The 16,890-nt window shown below is 73.1% G+C and carries 11 protein-coding genes; 6 read left to right on the top strand and 5 right to left on the bottom strand.

Annotation, left to right across the window (positions count from 1 at the left end):
- Positions 1-41 precede the first annotated feature (41 nt).
- The 4 genes from ACFCZF_RS18560 to ACFCZF_RS18545 all read left to right on the top strand — a co-directional run bounded on the left by ACFCZF_RS18560 (position 42) and on the right by ACFCZF_RS18545 (position 8,108).
- Entirely contained in the window at positions 42-737 is a 696-nt protein-coding gene (locus tag ACFCZF_RS18560) for a GntR family transcriptional regulator (protein ID WP_376672565.1), read from the top strand.
- A gap of 187 nt (positions 738-924) precedes the next feature.
- Entirely contained in the window at positions 925-2,451 is a 1,527-nt protein-coding gene (locus ACFCZF_RS18555) for a hypothetical protein (RefSeq protein WP_376672564.1), read from the top strand.
- Between the two features lie 52 nt (positions 2,452-2,503).
- Positions 2,504-3,385: a hypothetical protein gene (locus tag ACFCZF_RS18550; RefSeq protein ID WP_375916842.1), complete on the top strand. Its 882-nt coding sequence runs from the start codon at positions 2,504-2,506 to the stop codon at positions 3,383-3,385.
- Positions 3,386-3,437: 52 nt separating this feature from the next.
- Complete coding sequence (locus ACFCZF_RS18545; protein WP_376672563.1) at positions 3,438-8,108, top strand: hypothetical protein; 4,671 nt, start codon at positions 3,438-3,440, stop codon at positions 8,106-8,108.
- Here the strand turns inward: ACFCZF_RS18545 and ACFCZF_RS18540 are convergent.
- From ACFCZF_RS18540 to ACFCZF_RS18520, 5 genes are all read right to left on the bottom strand, one after another.
- Positions 8,097-9,245 carry an aromatic ring-hydroxylating dioxygenase subunit alpha gene (locus ACFCZF_RS18540; protein ID WP_376672562.1) on the bottom strand — a complete coding sequence of 383 codons (1,149 nt, stop codon included), beginning with the start codon at positions 9,243-9,245 and terminating at the stop codon, positions 8,097-8,099. The genes ACFCZF_RS18545 and ACFCZF_RS18540 overlap by 12 nt on opposite strands.
- A complete protein-coding gene (solA, locus tag ACFCZF_RS18535; RefSeq protein ID WP_376672561.1) occupies positions 9,242-10,414 on the bottom strand; it encodes an N-methyl-L-tryptophan oxidase in 1,173 nt (390 codons plus the stop codon). The genes ACFCZF_RS18540 and solA overlap by 4 nt, the downstream gene beginning before the upstream one ends.
- Positions 10,415-10,435: 21 nt before the next feature.
- Positions 10,436-12,907 carry an FAD-dependent oxidoreductase gene (locus ACFCZF_RS18530; protein ID WP_376672560.1) on the bottom strand — a complete coding sequence of 824 codons (2,472 nt, stop codon included), beginning with the start codon at positions 12,905-12,907 and terminating at the stop codon, positions 10,436-10,438.
- Positions 12,904-13,989 carry an S-(hydroxymethyl)mycothiol dehydrogenase gene (locus ACFCZF_RS18525; protein WP_376672559.1) on the bottom strand — a complete coding sequence of 362 codons (1,086 nt, stop codon included), beginning with the start codon at positions 13,987-13,989 and terminating at the stop codon, positions 12,904-12,906. The genes ACFCZF_RS18530 and ACFCZF_RS18525 overlap by 4 nt, the downstream gene beginning before the upstream one ends.
- A gap of 211 nt (positions 13,990-14,200) precedes the next feature.
- Positions 14,201-15,025, bottom strand: a complete 825-nt coding sequence (locus tag ACFCZF_RS18520) for an IclR family transcriptional regulator (protein ID WP_376672558.1) — start codon at positions 15,023-15,025, stop codon at positions 14,201-14,203.
- A gap of 199 nt (positions 15,026-15,224) precedes the next feature.
- Between ACFCZF_RS18520 and ACFCZF_RS18515 the strand changes: the two genes are divergently transcribed.
- Positions 15,225-15,548 (top strand): bifunctional 3-phenylpropionate/cinnamic acid dioxygenase ferredoxin subunit, encoded by a 324-nt coding sequence (locus tag ACFCZF_RS18515; RefSeq protein ID WP_376672557.1) that lies wholly within the window; start codon positions 15,225-15,227, stop codon positions 15,546-15,548.
- Complete coding sequence (locus ACFCZF_RS18510; protein WP_376672556.1) at positions 15,545-16,852, top strand: NAD(P)/FAD-dependent oxidoreductase; 1,308 nt, start codon at positions 15,545-15,547, stop codon at positions 16,850-16,852. The genes ACFCZF_RS18515 and ACFCZF_RS18510 overlap by 4 nt, the downstream gene beginning before the upstream one ends.
- The last annotated feature ends 38 nt before the right edge of the window (positions 16,853-16,890 follow it).

Below are 16,890 nucleotides of genomic sequence, written 5' to 3'. Positions count from 1 at the left end.
CCATGTTGTTTCGTTCTGGTATCTGCGATTGAATTCCGGGCATGGCAGAGCAGTTGACGGGACTGGCCGACGACCGCGCCCTCCTCGGGCGGACCAGCACCGCCGAGCGTGTCTCGGACATCCTCAGGAGCCGGATCGCCGAGGGCTACTTCCCGCCCGGGACCCGCCTGTCGGAGGACAGCATCGGCGGCGCGCTCGGCGTCTCCCGGAACACACTGCGCGAGTCGTTCCGCCTGCTCACCCACGAACGCCTGCTCATCCACGAGCTGAACCGCGGCGTCTTCGTCCGGGTCCTGACCGTCGAGGACGTCGAGGACATCTACCGCACCCGCGCCCTCGTCGAATGCGCCGTCGTCCGGGGCCTCGGAGAGCCGCCGTACGGCCTGGACGGACTCGCCGGGGCCGTCGAGGACGGGCGGCGGTCGGCCCGCGAAGGTGACTGGAAAGGTGTGGGTACGGCCAACATCCACTTCCACCGGGAACTGGTGGCTCTCGCCGGCAGCGAACGCACCGACGAGCTGATGCGCAGCGTCTTCGCCGAACTGCGCCTCGCCTTTCACGTCGTGGACGATCCGCGGCGCCTGCACGAGCCGTACATCGCACGGAACGCGGAGATCCTCGCGGCCCTGGGGGCCGGCGAGCGGGAGACGGCGGAGCGGCTGCTCGCGGTCTACCTCGAGAACTCGCTGAAGCGCGTCGTGGAGGTCTATCTGCGGCGGGTCGGCGACGAGGGATAGACCACTGCGGGCGGGGCCGCGAGGCGACGAGGGATAGGTCATCGCGGGCGGGACCGCGAATCGACGAGCGACAGGCCACCGCGGGCGGACCCGCGAGATCAGGGCGGGCGGCCCGCGACGCCTGTCGCGTCGGGGCGCATCTGCGTCGTTTGGGTCGTTGTCAGACCGAGGACCTAGTCTGTGCACCGTGACTTCGCCTGCATCGACGGACAGCGTTCCGCCCCAGCTCAGCGCGGGGCCGCGCCCTGCCCCGGGCCCGGCCGCCGACGAGGGGCTGGCGCGGCGGCTGCGCGCGCTCGCCTGCACGGCGCCGCTGCACGACCTCGACGCACGCAAGGCCAACCTCGCGGGTGAGTACTCGGTGTACGGCATGGCGGAGGTCGCCCTCTCCGCCATCGACCTCGTCACGCTGAACATGGACTTCGACACGGGCGCCGACCACGACCAGATCGTGGCCCGGCTGATCCCGCGCGTCGCCGCCCAGGCCCCCGCGCGGCCCGCCGCCGAGCACGAGCGGGTGGCCCGCTGGGTCCTGGAGAACCTGATCAACGTCGGCAGCGTCGACCGCGGCTTCCGCGCGGTGTACGGCACCTTCGGACCGGACGGCACCTATGTGCGCCGCGACTACGACTTCAAGCTCCTGGAGGAGGTCCCGGGCCCCGGCGGCACCGTCTACCTCCGCACCACCGACGAGGCGGTCAACGTCCTCGTCGGCGCCCTGGACACCGACGTCACCAGCGCCCAGATCGCCGCCGAGGTCAAGCTGGAGGTGCTGATCAGCCGCGGCCGGCTCGCCGACGCCCAGCTCGCCGCCGAGCAGGCCCGGTACCGGACCGTGCAGTACTCGGAGACCCTGCGCAGGGCCCTGGACGCCACCCGGCGCAACGTCCGCGCGGTGGACTGGCTCACCGCCGTCCCCGACATGATCGCCGAGGCCCTGGACCACGTCGCCGACCGGTACCGCCACGAGAACGCGATCCTCACCAACATCCGCAAGGCGCGCGACGAGTCCGAGGACCCCGAGCAGAAGCGCCGCTCGGCCGAGCTCGTCGACATCGTCAAGGACTGCATCCGCCGCCACACTCAGCTCCAGTCCCGTCTCCTGGAGGCAGGCCCCCTCTTCCGCGCCGAACAGGACCGGCAGGCCTTCGCCACCCCCCTGACGACCTCGGGCCTGGACCTGTACGGCCATCTCGTCGCCCCCGTCCTGCCGTTGCCCCTGGAGCGCGCGCTCCGGGTCACCGACGCCTTCTTCGCCCGCGGCACCGGTATGCGCACGCCCGTCTCCGTCCGGGTCGGCGACCTCGTCGACATACTCCTGACCCCGCCCGTGGAGCGGGAGCACCTGGGCGCCGAGATGCCGGAACCCGACCTGATCGCCACCCCGGACGACAGCCGCTTCAGCGAGGACCAGCTCGCGGCGGCCATGGACCTGCTCGACCTGCCGCACGACGCCCCGCGCCGGCTGTCGGGACTGCTGGCCGACGCCCGCGCCCGCGAGGCGGAACTGCCGTATCTCGTCGCCCTGCTGGCCGTGCACGCGGCCAGCCCGCCCGTCGGCACCGCATACCGCCAGGGCGAACCGAAGCTCCTGTTCGCCGTGGACGACGGCACCGAACTGGACGACCCCGAGTTCGGCGGCGCCGACCTCATCGTCGGCACGGCGCTGCTGGACGCGGCCGGGATGGCCGCGGACCGCACGGAGGCGGCATGACCGGCTCCCACGACCTCACCCCCGAGCATCAGCACAGCAAGGAGTACCGACCGTGACCGAGCACGTCGACCGGAGCGAACCGGAGGCGGGTGCCGCACCGGCCACCGCTGCCGTCACGCCCGCCGACGCCGCCGACGCGGCGCGGCTCGTCGCCTTCGGCCTCCAGCCCAAGCTGCTGCCCGCGCGCGACCAGGAGTACGCCGACCTGCTGCGCCGCTACCGCGAGGACCCGCCCTTCGCCCGGCTCGCCGACGCCGTGGCGGCCGGCCTCGGGCTGATCGTCCTGGAGGTGTCCCCGCGCGCGGGGATGGCCGTGACCGCCGCCGAGGACTCGGTGTTCGCCGTCCGCATGGGCGACTACGCACGTCGTGCCGCCACCGACTCCGGCGACCGCTTCCTGCACGGACTGGCCCACCTCGCCGTCGCCGCCATGGCCTACCCGCGCCCCGAGGACCTCGCCGACGACGGCTACATCGGCCGCGTCACCGTCAATGGAGTGGACGCCTTCGTCCGCCAGGCCTGCCGACGACTGGAGGAGCGGGCCGAGGAACAGGGCGAGAACACCGACCCGGCCACCGACGCCCCGGGCCTGGAGTCCGCCTGGCGGATCTGGGTCAGACGCAGCGCGACCGGCGCCACCAAGGACGCGCGCAGACTCCCCGGCTCCACCACCGGCATCGTCGGCAAGGCCGCCGCTTTCCTCACCGAGTCCGGCTTCCTCCAGCGCACCGGCGACGACAACGGCGGCACCTACCGCACAACGGCCCGCTACCAACTCCAGGTGCGCGACATGGCGGGCAGCGCCGCCATGGCCGAGCTGCTGGACCTGGGCGTCGTCCCGGTGACCGACGGCACGGCGACACTGCTGCCCGCCGACGAGACGGAGGACCTGGAACTGGTCGCCGACGCCGGACTGCCGTTCCACTCCTCCTGACACCGCCCCCGCCCCCGCACCCCACTTTCACGAAGACTTACGAGAGTCCGCCATGTACGAGCTGTCCCGGGTCCGCCTCTACTCCATCGGACCCGCCGGTGCGCGCTACGCCGACACCGTGCTTGACCTGCGCGGTGTGGGCGAGCCCGTGCCCGACCCCGCGCCCGCGCAGGCGGAGTTCTTCGAGGAGGAGCCCGTCGGCCCGCCGCGCCGGCCCGCGCCCGCCGGCGTGCTCTTCCTGGAGAACGGCGGCGGCAAGTCCGTCCTGCTCAAGCTGATCTTCTCGGTGATGCTGCCGGGCCACCGCAACACCCTGGGCGGCGCCAGCTCCGGCGTGCTGCGCAAGTTCCTGCTCGCCGACGACTGCGGACACGTGGCGCTGGAGTGGCAGCACGTGCAGACCGGCGAGTGCGTCGTCGTCGGCAAGGCCAGTGAGTGGCGTGGTCGCCAGGTCTCGGGCGACCCGCGGAAGTTCGCCGAGGCCTGGTACTCCTTCCGGCCCGGCCCCGGACTGACCCTGGACAACCTGCCCGTCGCCGAGGCCAACGCCGTACGCCCGCCCGTCGAGGGCGTTTCCGGCGCCCAGGGCAGGCGCCGCACCATGAAGGGCTTCCGGGACGCCATCACCGAGGCCGGCAAGGCCTACCCGCACCTGGAGGTGCACTGGGAGGAGATCCACGACCGCTGGATCGAGCACCTCGGCGACCTCGGCCTCGACCCCGAACTCTTCCGCTACCAGCGCGAGATGAACGCCGACGAGGGCGAGGCGGCCGGCCTCTTCGCGGTCAAGAAGGACTCCGACTTCACCGACCTGCTGCTGCGCGCCGTCACCGACACCCGCGACACCGATGGACTCGCCGACCTGGTCAGCGGCTTCGGCAACAAGCTCGGCCGGCGCGCCGAGCTGATCGCCGAACGCGACTTCACCGCCGGGTCCGTCGACCTCCTCGGCCGGATCGTCGAGGCCGCCGACGCCCGCACCCGCGCGCGCGACATCCACACCGCCGCCGAACGCCGGACCAGGACCCTGGCCCGCCGGCTCTCCGCCCGCGGCGCCCAGGAGCGGGTCCGGGCCGGCGATCTCGCCCAGCGGGTCACCGCCGCCGCCTACGCCGTCACGCACGCCGAGTCGGCCCGGGACCGCAGCTCTCTCATCGCCGCCGAACTCGCCTACCGGCACGCCTCGCTGGCCCTGACCGGGGCCGAGAAGTCGGCCGCCGCGCAGAAGCGCGAACTCGCCGACGCGCGCACCCTGCACTCCGCCTGGCAGGCCGCCGAGGCCGTCCTGCGCCACCGCGCCGCCGCCGACCGCGTCGCCCGCGTGTCCGCCGCCATCCAGGAGGCCGAGCGGGACGCGGCCCCCGCGCTCGCCGCCCGCGCCAAGGCCGCCGTCGAACTCGTCCGCGCCCTGCACGCGGCGGCCGGAAAGGCCGAGCACCACGCCAACGAGGAGGAAGAGCGGTCCGCCTCCCTCCAGGAGGTCAGCGACGCCGCCCACCGGGACTCCACCACCGCGGCCACCGAGGCGCAGCGCGCCCGCAGCGAAGCCGGGCATCTGCGCCAGCGCCTCACCGAGGTCGAGCAGGAGACCGCCGAGGCGGTCCGTGCCGGCTGGCTCGACGACAGCACGCCCGACGCCGACCCCGCCCGAGCCGCCCTCGCGGCCAGCGACGCCGAGAAGACGACCGTCGCGGCCTGGGACACCGCCCGTGAGGCGGCCCGCCGGACCACGGAGCACGCGCGCGAGACCGCCGCCGCGGAGAGCCGCGCCGAACTGACGGCGGCCCGCTCGGCGGACGCGGCCACCGCCGCCGAGCACGCCCACGCGGCCGAGCACCGCACGGCCGAGGCCCTGACCGCCGAGGAGCGGCTCGCCGAACTGCTCGGCCTGGCCGCCGACACCCGCCCGGGCATCCCCCAGCCCCGCCAGGACGCGGACCGCGAAGAGCGGACCGCCGCTCCCAGGGCTTCGGAAGGGGCGCTGACCCCCGAGGAACTCGACCGCTTCGCCGACGAGCTGCGCGAGCTGCTCGACGACACCGTCTCCTCCGCCGAACGCCAGCTGTTCGAACTGCGCACCGCCGCCGCCGACGACTCCCGCATCCTCGGCGCCCTCGGCGACGGCGGACTGCTGCCGCCCGGCCCGGACGTACTGGCCACCGTGGAGTTCCTCGGCGAGCACGGCATCCCCGCCCTGCCCGGCTGGCGCTACCTCGCGCAGGCCGTCGACCCCGCCGACCACGCGCGCGTGCTGGCCGCCCGTCCCGAACTGGTCGACGGCGTGATCATCACCGACCCCGACTCGCACACCCGCGCCCGGGACGTCCTCGGCGACGCGGCCCTGCTGCCGCGCTCCGCCGTCGCCGTCGGCACGGCCGCCGCCCTGCTCGCGCCCACCCCGGCGCCGGACTCCGACACCGGCGATGTATTCCTCGTACCGCCGAACCCCGCCATGCACGACGAGCACGCCGCCGACGAGGAGCGGCACGCGCTGCGCGCACGGGCGACGGAACGGGACGAGGAGATCCGCACGCTCGCCGCCCGGCTCGGCAAGGACCGGGAGCTGGCGGCCCGGCTCGCCTCCTGGCGCACCGGCTGCCCCGCCGGACGCCTCGCCGAACTGGCGCGGACCGCCCAGGAGGCGCGCGCCTTCGCCGAGGAGACCGAGGCCGAGCTGACCGAGGCGCGGACCGCGCGGGCAGAGGCCGACGAGAGCGCCGCCGAGGCCGTACGGATGCGGGACGAACGGCAGGAAGCCGCGCAGAAGGCCCGCCGCGCCGCCGACGCCCTCGCCGGACTCGCCTTCCGGCTGCGCGAGCGCGCCGGCTGGCAGGCCAAGCTCCGCGAACTGGCCGACGAGGGCGCCGAGGCCGAGGCCCGCGCCCAGGCCTGCCTGGAGCGCGCCCGCGCCGCCGACGAGGACCGCCGCGCCGCCCAGCGGGCCGCGGACGACGCCCGCCGCACCGCCCGCACGCTGCGCGCCGAGCGCTCCGAGATCGCCGGCGCCCCCGACGACGTACCGCAGGAGGCGTCGCAGGACGCACCCGACGACGGCACGGACGCGCCGAAGGCGTCCCTGCCCGCCCTCCGCGAGGCCTACCGCGCCGCCTCCCAGCTCTACGAGAAGGTCGGCGTCGGCGCCGACCTGCGCGCCGAGCAGGCCCGCGCGGAGAGCGACGAGAGCTCGGCGCGCGCCGAGCTGGACCGGCTCAGCAACAAGGTCCGCACCAGGGCCGGGCAACTGCTGGAGTCGCCCGACGGCTCCGACGGCCCCTCCCGGCAGGCCGCCGCCGCCCGCGCCGAGGAACTGGTGCAGCTCCTGGAGACCCGCATGTCGCACGCGAGCGAACAGCTCGGCCGGCTGCGCGGCGAGGCCGAACGGCTCGCTCCCGAGGACGGCGACGCCCACACCGAACTCCCCGAGGAACTCCTCCCGCGCGACGCCGAACACGCCCAGACCCTGCTGCGCACGGCGACCTCCGAACTCGCCTCCCGCAACGAGGCGCTGACCCAGGCCCGCGACGCCCACGCCGACCTGCTCGACGCCCACCGGGCCGCCGAGGACGCGGTCGGCGGATTCGTCGAGGTCGCCGCCCTCCTCCGCGACCTGCTGCGCGAGCACACGCCCGAGGAGGAGCAGGAGGAGCCCGAGCCCTACCCGGGCGGTCTGGAGGAGGCCCGCCAGTCCGCCGCCGAGGCCCGCCGGTCGCTGCGTGGCTGCGCCGCCGACCTGTCCGCCGCCGAGGCAGCCGTACGCGAGGCGAGCGACGTCCTCGTCCGGCACGCCAACTCCACCCGCTACGAGCAGGTGCGCACCCCCGCCCGCCAGCAGATCCGCGAGCTGCCCGCCTCCGCGCTGCCCGAGCACGCGGGCGCATGGGCGGACGCCTTCGCCCCCCGCCTCCGGGTCCTGACCGACGAACTGGCCCAGCTGGAGCGCAACCGCGACTCGATCGTGGACCGGCTGCGCGGCCTGGTCGAGTCGGCCCTCGCCACCCTCCGCTCCGCCCAGCGGCTCTCCCGGCTCCCGGAGGGCCTCGGTGAATGGTCGGGGCAGGAGTTCCTGCGCATCCGCTTCGAGGAACCCGACCAGGCCACGCTCACCGAGCGGCTCGGCGAGGTCGTCGACGAGGCCACCCGGGCGGCCGTCAAGAAGAACTCCGACCTGCGCCGCGACGGCATGTCCCTGCTGCTGCGCGGCGTCGCCGCCGCCCTCCAGCCCAAGGGCGTCGCCGTCGAGATCCTCAAGCCCGACGCCGTACTGCGCGCCGAGCGCGTCCCCGTCGGCCAGATGGGCGACGTCTTCTCCGGCGGTCAGCTGCTCACCGCGGCCATCGCCCTGTACTGCACGATGGCCGCGCTCCGCAGCAACGACCGAGGCCGCGACCGGCACCGGCACGCAGGCACCCTGTTCCTCGACAACCCCATCGGCCGCGCGAACGCCACCTACCTGCTGGAGCTCCAGCGGGCCGTGTCCAACGCCCTCGGCGTCCAGCTCCTGTACACCACCGGTCTGTTCGACACGACCGCGCTCGCCGAGTTCCCGCTGGTCATCCGGCTGCGCAATGACGCCGACCTCAGGGCCGGCCTCAAGTACATCAGCGTGGAGGAACACCTGAGGCCGGGACTGCCCCAGCCGGTCCCGGCCGGTGAGGGCGAGGCGGTGCACAGCGAGATCACGGCGACGCGGATGTACAAGCGCCCCGCGTCGTCAGCCTCCTAGCCGCTCCAGCAGCCACTCGTGGAAGAGACCAATGTGGTGCTCGGTCGGCACCAGCACGCCGCCCCGGCGGTAGGCGCGGGACGACATCGCGGGCTGGGTCCGCTCGCACGCCTCGAAGTCCTGCGTGTTGACCCGGTGGAACAGTTCCACCGACCGTGACAGGTCCGCCCCCGACGCCACCACGTCGGGGGCGTACAGCCAGTCGCACTCGACGACCGTACGGTCCTCGGCGAGCGGGAACATCCGGTGCAGGATCACGTGGTCCGGTACGAGGTTGACGAAGACCGTCGGCCTGACGGTGACGGCGTAGTAGCGACGGTCCTGGCTCTCCGCCACCTCGGGCAGCCGGTCGAAGCCCTCGCCGCCGTCGACAGTGAAGCCCTTGACCTCCTCGCCGAACTCGGCGCCGTGGCCCACGTAGTACTGGGCCGCGTAGCCGTCGGCGAACTCGGGCAGCACGTCGGTGAGTTCGGGGTGGATGGTGGCGCAGTGGTAGCACTCCATGAAGTTCTCGACGATCAGCTTCCAGTTGGCGCGCACGTCGTACCGGACGCGTCGGCCGAGGGCCAGCCGCTCCGTCCCGTAGCGCTCGATCGCCGCCGGGTCGCCGAGCCGTTCGACGACGGCGCCGCGCACCGTCTCCTCGAAGGAGGGCGGCTCGTCGGCCAGGCACACCCAGGCGTAGCCGAGCCATTCGCGCAGGGTGACCTCGGCCAGGCCGTACACGGCGCGGTCGACGTCCGGCATCTTCGTGAGGCCCGGCGCGGCCACCAGCCGCCCGTCGAGGTCGTACGTCCAGGCGTGGTACGGGCACTGGAGGTTGCGCCGCACCTCGCCCGACTCCTCCAGGCACAGCCGGGCGCCCCGGTGGCGGCAGATGTTGAGGAAGGCGCGCAGTGCGCCCGTGCGGGTGCGAGTGACTATGACGCTCTCGGACCCGACCTGCACCGTGCGGAAGGCGCCGGGCCGCTCCAGGTCTGCGCCGCGGACGGCGCAGAACCACATCGACTCGAAGACGTGCCGCTGCTCCTGACGGAAGACCTCCGGGTCGGTGTAGTAGTGGCCCGGCAGGGTCGCGATGAGGCTGGGGGTTGTTGGGGACGTTGGGGACACGGGGGACAGGGGAGTCGTCGTCACGTGAGTGCTCCTGAGGCGGGCGCGGCGGCGGCGAGTCGGGCGGGGTCGAAGAGACCGATGGGTTGGGCGGTGCTGCCGGTCAGGGCAAGATCGGCGAGGATCTCGCCGACGACGGGCACGAACTTGAAACCGTGCCCGGAGAAACCACAGGCCACGGTGACCGAGTCGGGGTGCGCGGGGTGCCGGGCGATGACGAAGTGCTCATCCGCTGTGGTGGTGTACATGCAGGTCGCGGCCTTGAGGAAGGTTCCGGGCAGATCAGGGATGCGGCCGGACATGTGGTCGGCCATCGCCTCGACCTCGTGGTCGTACACCGTCCGGTCGATGGTCTCCGGGCTGGTGGCCCGCCCCTTGCGGAAGAAGGCGACCTTGGCGCCCATGTCGGGGCCGTCGATGGCCGGGAAGCCGTACACCTGGACGCCGGCCGCGTCCTCCCAGACGTAGATCGGATGGTTGGCGGGGAGGAAGGGACGGGTGCCGTTCCTCGGCTGGAACCAGTACATGACCTGCCGCTCGACCGTGAAGGGCACGCCCAGGTCGGTGAGCAGTCGCGGTGCCCAGGCGCCCGGGCAGATCACCAGTTGGGAGGCGGTGTAGGTGTTCTCGGCGGTGTGTACCCGGACGCCGTCCCGGTACGGCTCCCAGCGCGTCATCGGCTCGTCGAAGTGCAGGTCGGCGCCCTGCCGGGTGGCGAGCTGGAGGTGGGCGGCGACGGTGTTCTCGGGGCGCAGGAGACCGGCCTTGGCCTCGTACAGCGCGACCTCGTCGGCCGCCGGCGTGAGCGTCGGGAAGCGGCGGCGGATCTCCCGGGCGTCCAGCATCTCGTGCGGCAGGTCCCACTCGCGTGCCGAGCGCAGCGAGCCCGAGACGGTCCACGAGTCGGGCCGGCCGACCATCACCCCGCCGCAGAGCAGGGCGATGTCCCGGCCGGTGGCCCGCTCCAGGTCCTCGTACAGCTCGTAGGCGCGCAGGAGGAGAGGTACGTATGCCGGATCCTCGAAGTACGACTGCCGGGTGACCCGGGAACCGCCGTGGCTCGAGCCCCGATTGTGCACCGGGCCGAACTTCTCCAGGCCCAGCACGCGGGCGCCCCGCGCGGAGAGGTGGTGCGCGGCGGCGCTGCCCATGCCGCCGAGGCCGATGACGATCACGTCGTAGGTGGGGGACAACAGGGGCCTCCTAGGGGCGTCCTAGCGGCGGATGCGGGTCATCCTCGGGTCGAACAGCGGCTCGTCGGCGACCGTGGCGGGCACCTTCTCGCCGAAGTACTCCACGTGCACGCCGGTGCCGGTGGCCAGACCGGCCGGGAGCCAGGCGTACGCGACACAGCGGCCGAGCGTGTAGCCGTACGCGGCGCTGGTCACGTAACCGGCGGGCGCGCCGTCCACGTGGACCGGCTCCTTGCCGAGGACCACGGCGGCCGGGTCGTCGAGGAGGAGGGGCGTGAGGCGCCGGGCCGGTTCGCCCGCGCGTTCCAGCGCGGCCCTGCCGACGAAGTCCGCCTTGTCCATGCGGACCGCGAAGCCGACGCCCGCCTCGTACGGGTCGTGCTCGTCGGTCATGTCGGTGCCCCATGCCCGGTAACCCTTCTCCAGGCGCAGGGAGTTGAAGGCGGAACGCCCGGCCGCGACCACGCCGAGTTCCCGGCCCGCCTCCCAGAGCGTGTCCCAGAGCCTCAGCCCCAGGTCGGCGGAGGTGTACAGCTCCCAGCCGAGTTCACCGACGTAGCTCAGGCGCATGGCCGTGACCGGGACATGGCCGACGTACGTCTCCTTCGCGCGGAAGTAGCCGAACGCCTCGTGCGAGAAGTCGTCCGGCGTCAGCGGCTGGACGAGGTCGCGGGCGAGCGGGCCCCAGACGCCGACGCAGCAGGTGCCGGAGGTGATGTCCCTGATGTGCACTCCGTCGGGCGCGTGGCGCAGGAGGTGGTCGAGGTCGGCGGGGGAGTTGGCGCCGATCTGGAAGCGGTCGGGGGAGAGGCGGGCGACGGTGAGGTCGGAGCGGATGCCCCCGGTGTCGTCGAGAAGGAGCGTGTAGGTGACCGCACCCGGCTTCTTGCGGAGATTGTTGGAGGTCATGCGGTCGAGGAAGTCGAGGGCTCCGGGGCCGGTGACCTCCAGGCGGCGCAGCGGGGTCATGTCGTACAGGGCGACCTTCTCGCGCGTCGCCCGCGCCTCGGCGGCCGCGATGGGGGACCAGTGGCGGGCCGACCAGTCGTCGCGGCCGGGAAGCGCGATCCCTTCGGCGAGTTCGGCGTTGGCCTCGTACCAGTGCGGGCGCTCCCAGCCGCCGCCCTCCAGGAAGTACGCGCCGAGCTGCTGCTGCCGGGCGTGGAAGGGGCTGACCCGGAGCGGACGTGGGCGCTCCATCGGCTGAAGGGGGTGGAGGACGTCGTACACTTCGGCGAACTGCTGTGAACCGCGGTCAAGGACGTACGCCGGTGAACGCTGCGCCTCCTCGAAACGCGTGAGGTCGCACTCGTGCACGTCGAGCGACGGCCGCCCGTTCACCATCCACTCGGCGACGGCGTTGGCGACACCGGCCGAGTGGGTGACCCAGACGGCCTCCGCCAGCCAGAAGCCGCGCAGCGTGCGGGACTCGCCGAGGACGGGCATGCCGTCCGGGGTGAAGGAGAAGACGCCGTTGAAGCCCGACTCGATCTCCGCCTCGCGCAGGGCGGGCATCAGCCGGCGGCAGTCCTCCCAGCTCGGCGCCCAGTCGTCCGGGGTGAAGGGGTACGAGGACGGCATCTCCATGTCGCGGTCGCGGGCCTCGTCGTAGGCGGGGACGGCGAACGGGTCCACGGGCAGCGGACGGTGGGCGTAGGAGCCGATGCCCAGGCGGTCGGCGTGCTCCCGGAAGTACAGGTCGCGGTCCTGGAAGCGGAGGATCGGCTTCGAGGCCTCTGCCGTGGCGCCGCTCAGCTCCGGCAGCGGTCCGGTCCTGGCGTACTGGTGGGCGAGCGGTTGCAGGAGGACGTCGACCCCGGCCATGCGGCCGACGACCGGGCCCCAGAAGCCGGCCGCGGAGACCACGTGGTCGGCGGGGAAGGTGCCCCGGTCGGTGACCACCCCCGTGACCCTGCCGTCCCGCCGCTCGATGCCGGTGACCGTGTGCCGGTCCAGGAAACGGGCGCCCCGCGCGGTGGCGCGGTCCAGCTGGGCGCGGGACGCGTGCAGGGCGCGGGCCAGGCCGTCCTCGGGGGTGTGGAAGCCGCCGAGCACCACCGACTCGTCGAGCAGTGGCCAGAGCTCCTTGCACCGGGCGGCGTCGACGATCTCGCCGCGCACGCCCCAGGCCGCGGCGTAACCGGCCCTGCGGTGCAGGTCGGCGAGGCGTTCCGGGGTGGTGGCCAGTTCCAGGCCGCCGACCGGCTGGAAGCAGGACACACCGTCCGATGCGAGGGAGGTGAACTTCTCGACGGTGTACTGGGCGAACGCCGTGAGCGTCCTGGACGGGCTGGTCCGGAAGACGAGGCCGGGCGCGTGCGAGGTCGAGCCGCCGGGGGCGGGCAGCGGGCCCTGTTCGAGGACGGTGACGTCCCGCCAGCCGCGGGCGGTCAGTTCGTCGGCGAGCGAGCAGCCGACGATGCCGGCGCCGATGACGACCACACGGGGCGAGGGGCGGGTGCCGTGGTCGGAGTGGGTGCCGTGGACGCTCACAGGACCACCACCGAGCGCAGTACCTCGCCGCGGTGCATCTTGGCGAACGCCTCCTCCACCCGGTCCAGCGAGGTCGTCTCCGAGACGAAGGCACCCAGGTCCAGCAGCCCGTACAGGTACTGGTCGATGAGGAACGGGAAGTCACGGCTCGGCAGGCAGTCGCCGTACCAGGACGACTTGATCGCGCCGCCCCGCGAGAACACGTCGATGAGCGGCAGCTCGACCGCCGTCTCCGGCGTGGGCACGCCGACCTGGACCAGCACGCCCGCGTGGTCGCGCATGTAGAAGGCCTGGCGGAAGGTCTCCGGGTGGCCCACCGCGTCGATCGCGATGTCCACGCCGTGGCCGTCGGTGAGGGCGCGGACCGCCTCGATCGCGTCCGTGCCACGCGAGTCGACGGTGTGCGTGGCGCCGAACCGCTCCGCCCGGTCCAGTTTCCGGCCGTCGACGTCGACCGCGATGATCTTCATGGCGCCGTTGAGTGCGGCGCCCGCGATCGCCGCGTTGCCGACGCCGCCGCAGCCGATGACGGCGACCGAGTCGCCACGGCCCACGTTGCCCGTGTTGACGGCGGCGCCGTAACCGGCCATCACGCCGCAGCCGATCAGGCCGGCCGCCTCGGGGCGCGCGGCCGGGTCGACCTTCACCGCCTGGCCCGCCGCGACCAGCGTCTTCTCGGCGAAGGCGCCGATGCCGAGCGCGCTGGTCAGCGGGGTGCCGTCCAGAAGTGTCATCGGCTGTGCGGCGTTGCGGGAGTCGAAGCAGTACCACGGACGGCCGCGTCGGCAGGAACGGCAGCCGCCACAGGGCGCCCGCCAGGCCAGCACCACGTAGTCGCCCTGCTCAAGATCGGTGACTCCCTCGCCGACCGCCTCGATGGTGCCGGCCGCCTCATGGCCGAGCACGAAAGGGAAGTCGTCCGTGATCGCGCCCTCACGGTAGTGCAGATCCGTGTGGCAGACCCCGCAGGCCTGTACCGCGACGAGAACCTCGCCCGGTCCCGGGTCCGGGACGACGATCGTCTGCACCTCGACCGGTGCGCCCTTTTTCACAGCGACTACGGCACGGACCTCGTGTGGCACGACAAGCTCCTCTGCTGTTGCGCATTGCACGATGGGTTGCGCTATGAGGAACATAGTGAGAACGCCGCCGAGTGGCCGTCAAGGGGTGCGGGTTAACCCTTGGCAAAAGGAGCGGAGGGAAGCGCCGAAGGCCGAAATCATCCGGACACACGACGGCACGGGACCGGAGGAACCCAGTCGGATCCCCGGCCCCGTGCCGTCCGGTTCCGGGTCAGCAGCCGTAGCCCATACGGCGGGACAGCTCGACCCCCGCCGCCAGCGCGCGCTTCGCCAGGTCCGGCAGCCGCTCCGGCGTCAGCCGGTACACCGGACCCGAGACGCTGATCGAGGCGATCACCTTGCCGTCGTGGGAACGGATGGGCGCCGCCACGGCCGCCAGCCCGATCTCCAGCTCCTCCTGGGTGATCGCGTAGCCCTGCTCGGACACCGTCTCCAACTCGCCGCGCAGCACCGCCGCGCCGGTGACGGTGTGCTCGGTGAACCGGTGCAACGGGCGGGCCAGCAGGCCCTCGCGCAGGGTGGTCGGCAGGTGGGCGAGGAGCACCTTGCCGCTGGCGGTGGCGTGCAGCGGGGTGCGCCGGCCGAGCCAGTTCTGCGCCGTCACGGAGGCGGTGCCGCGCGCCTGCATGACGTTGACCGCCGCGTCGTCGTCCAGTACCGCGATGTTCGACGTCTCGCCGAGCTCGTCGGCGAGTTCGCGGCAGACGGGCACGCCCTCCTGGGAGATGTCCAGGCGCACTGCCGCCGCCCCCGCGAGGCGCAGTACGCCGGCACCCAGGTAGTACTTGCCCCGCTCCTTCTCCTGGGCCACCAGGCCGCGGTTCTCCAGCACGCCGAGCAGCCGGAAGGCGGTGGACTTGTGCACGTCCAGCTCGTCGGCGATCTCGGTGACGCCCGCCTCGCCGTGCCGGGCGAGGATCTCCAGGACGCTCACGGCGCGGTCCACCGACTGCACGCCGCTGGCCGCCCCTCTGCCCACCTGCTTGTTCTCCACGCGGTCCTCACCATGGTCGGGCTGCTTCTGTGTGCGGGTCATGGCTCAACTCTCACCACCTGGCGGCCCCGTCCGGACCGCATCTGCGGGAAGCCCTTGACGCCACGGGCGCCCGCCCGGATTCTGTTGCGCATAGCGCTCTCCAGTGCGCCATGTGCAACATCATGTTACCGAAGCGTCCGGATCCCGGAAGGGTACGCGTTCCGCACCCGTCGGGTGTTCCGGACCGAGAGGGGAGCCCATGATTCCCGTCTGCCGCCTCGAAGACCTCCCCAAGGGCGAGTCCACCCGGGTCGGAACGAGTCCGCCGATCGCCGTCTTCCACACCGACGACGGTGACCTCTACGCCATCGACGACACGTGCAGCCACCAGGACGCCTCCCTCTCCGAGGGCTGGCTGGAGGGCTGCCTGATCGAATGCCCGCTGCACGCCGCGTCGTTCGATCTCCGTACGGGCCGGCCGACCTGCCTCCCGGCCCGCAGGCCCGTGCGAACCCACCGCGTCACCATCCACGAGGGTGTCGTACACGTCGATCTCGCCGCGGCGGAGGGGAGCGCCGCATGAGGACCGTGACCGTGGTCGGCGCCTCGCTTTCCGGCCTGTACGCCGCCCGGGAACTGCGCACCCAGGGGTTCGACGGCCGGCTGGTGATCGTCGGCGACGAACCCCACCGCCCCTACGACCGGCCTCCCCTCTCCAAGGACTTCCTCACCGGCCGGGCCGACGAGGACCAGCTCGCGCTCACCGACGCCGAGGAGACCGCCGAACTGGACGCCGAGTGGCTGCTCGGCGTCCGTGCCCGCGGCCTGGACGCCCGCGGCCGGACCGTGCTGCTCGACGACGGCCGCACCGTGTCCACCGACGGCGTCGTGGTCGCCACCGGTGCCTCCGCCCGACGTCTTCCGGGCGACGGCCTCGCGGGCGTCCACACCCTGCGTACCCTGGACGACGCCCGCGCCCTGCGCGCGGAACTCACCCGAGGCCCGCGCAGGGTCGTCGTGATCGGCGGCGGCTTCATCGGCGCGGAGACCGCCTCCTCCTGCGCTGCCCTCGGTCACACCGTCTCCGTCGTCGAGGCCGCTCCGCTCCCGCTCGTGCCCCAACTCGGCGCCGAGATGGCCGCCGTGTGTGCCACGCTGCACCGCCGCGGGGGTGTCGAACTCGTCACCGGGGCGTCCGTGGCCGCACTGCGCGGCACGGTCGCCGTGACCTCGGTGGCACTCTCCGACGGCCGAAAGCTGCCCGCCGACGTGGTGATCGTCGGCATCGGCGCCACACCCAACACCGCCTGGCTGGCGGGTTCGGCGCTGGTTCTGAACGACGGCGTCCTCTGCGACGACGGCTGTGTGACATCGCTGCCGCGGGTGGTCGCCGTCGGCGACGTGGCCCGCGTCGGGGGCACGCGCGCGGAACACTGGACCTCCGCCACGGAGCAGCCCCGGGTGGCCGTGACCAACCTGCTCGCCGGGCGCACGGTGGAGTGGGCGAGGACGGTGCCGTACTTCTGGTCCGACCAGTACGGAGCCCGCCTCCAGTTCGCCGGCCGACGCCGGGAGGGAGACACCGTCCGCATCGTCGAGGGCGTGGTCGCCGACGGCGTCCCGGCCGACGATGGCTTCCTCGCCCGCTACGAACGGGACGGCCGTACGACCGCGGTGCTCTCCGTGGACCGCCCACGCCCCTTCATGCGGGCCCGACGCGAACTCGCCCACGCCGAGCGGTCGCAGCCGACGGGCAGTCAGGCCCAGCCGACGGGCAGTCAGACTCAGCCGACGGGCAGTCAGACTCAACCGACGGACGGTCGGGTGCAGCCGACAGACGATCGGGTGCACCCGACGGGCGATCGCGTTCAGTCGGCGGTGCTGTGAAGGGTGGCCTCTGTCGGAGCCCGGCCCTTCTCCCGGCC

It is taken from the genome of Streptomyces sp. NPDC056296, assembly GCF_042268605.1.
Lineage (GTDB): Bacteria > Actinomycetota > Actinomycetes > Streptomycetales > Streptomycetaceae > Streptomyces.
Note: the sequence above shows the minus strand (reverse complement) of the source record. Positions and strands in the feature narration are given on the sequence as shown.

Coding starts and splice junctions, on each gene's coding strand:
- ACFCZF_RS18560 (WP_376672565.1), top strand. CDS start 42: ATGGCAGAGCAGTTGACGGGACTGGCCGACGACCGCGCCCTCCTCGGG.
- ACFCZF_RS18545 (WP_376672563.1), top strand. CDS start 3,438: ATGTACGAGCTGTCCCGGGTCCGCCTCTACTCCATCGGACCCGCCGGT.
- ACFCZF_RS18520 (WP_376672558.1), bottom strand. CDS start 15,025: ATGACCCGCACACAGAAGCAGCCCGACCATGGTGAGGACCGCGTGGAG.
- ACFCZF_RS18515 (WP_376672557.1), top strand. CDS start 15,225: ATGATTCCCGTCTGCCGCCTCGAAGACCTCCCCAAGGGCGAGTCCACC.
- ACFCZF_RS18510 (WP_376672556.1), top strand. CDS start 15,545: ATGAGGACCGTGACCGTGGTCGGCGCCTCGCTTTCCGGCCTGTACGCC.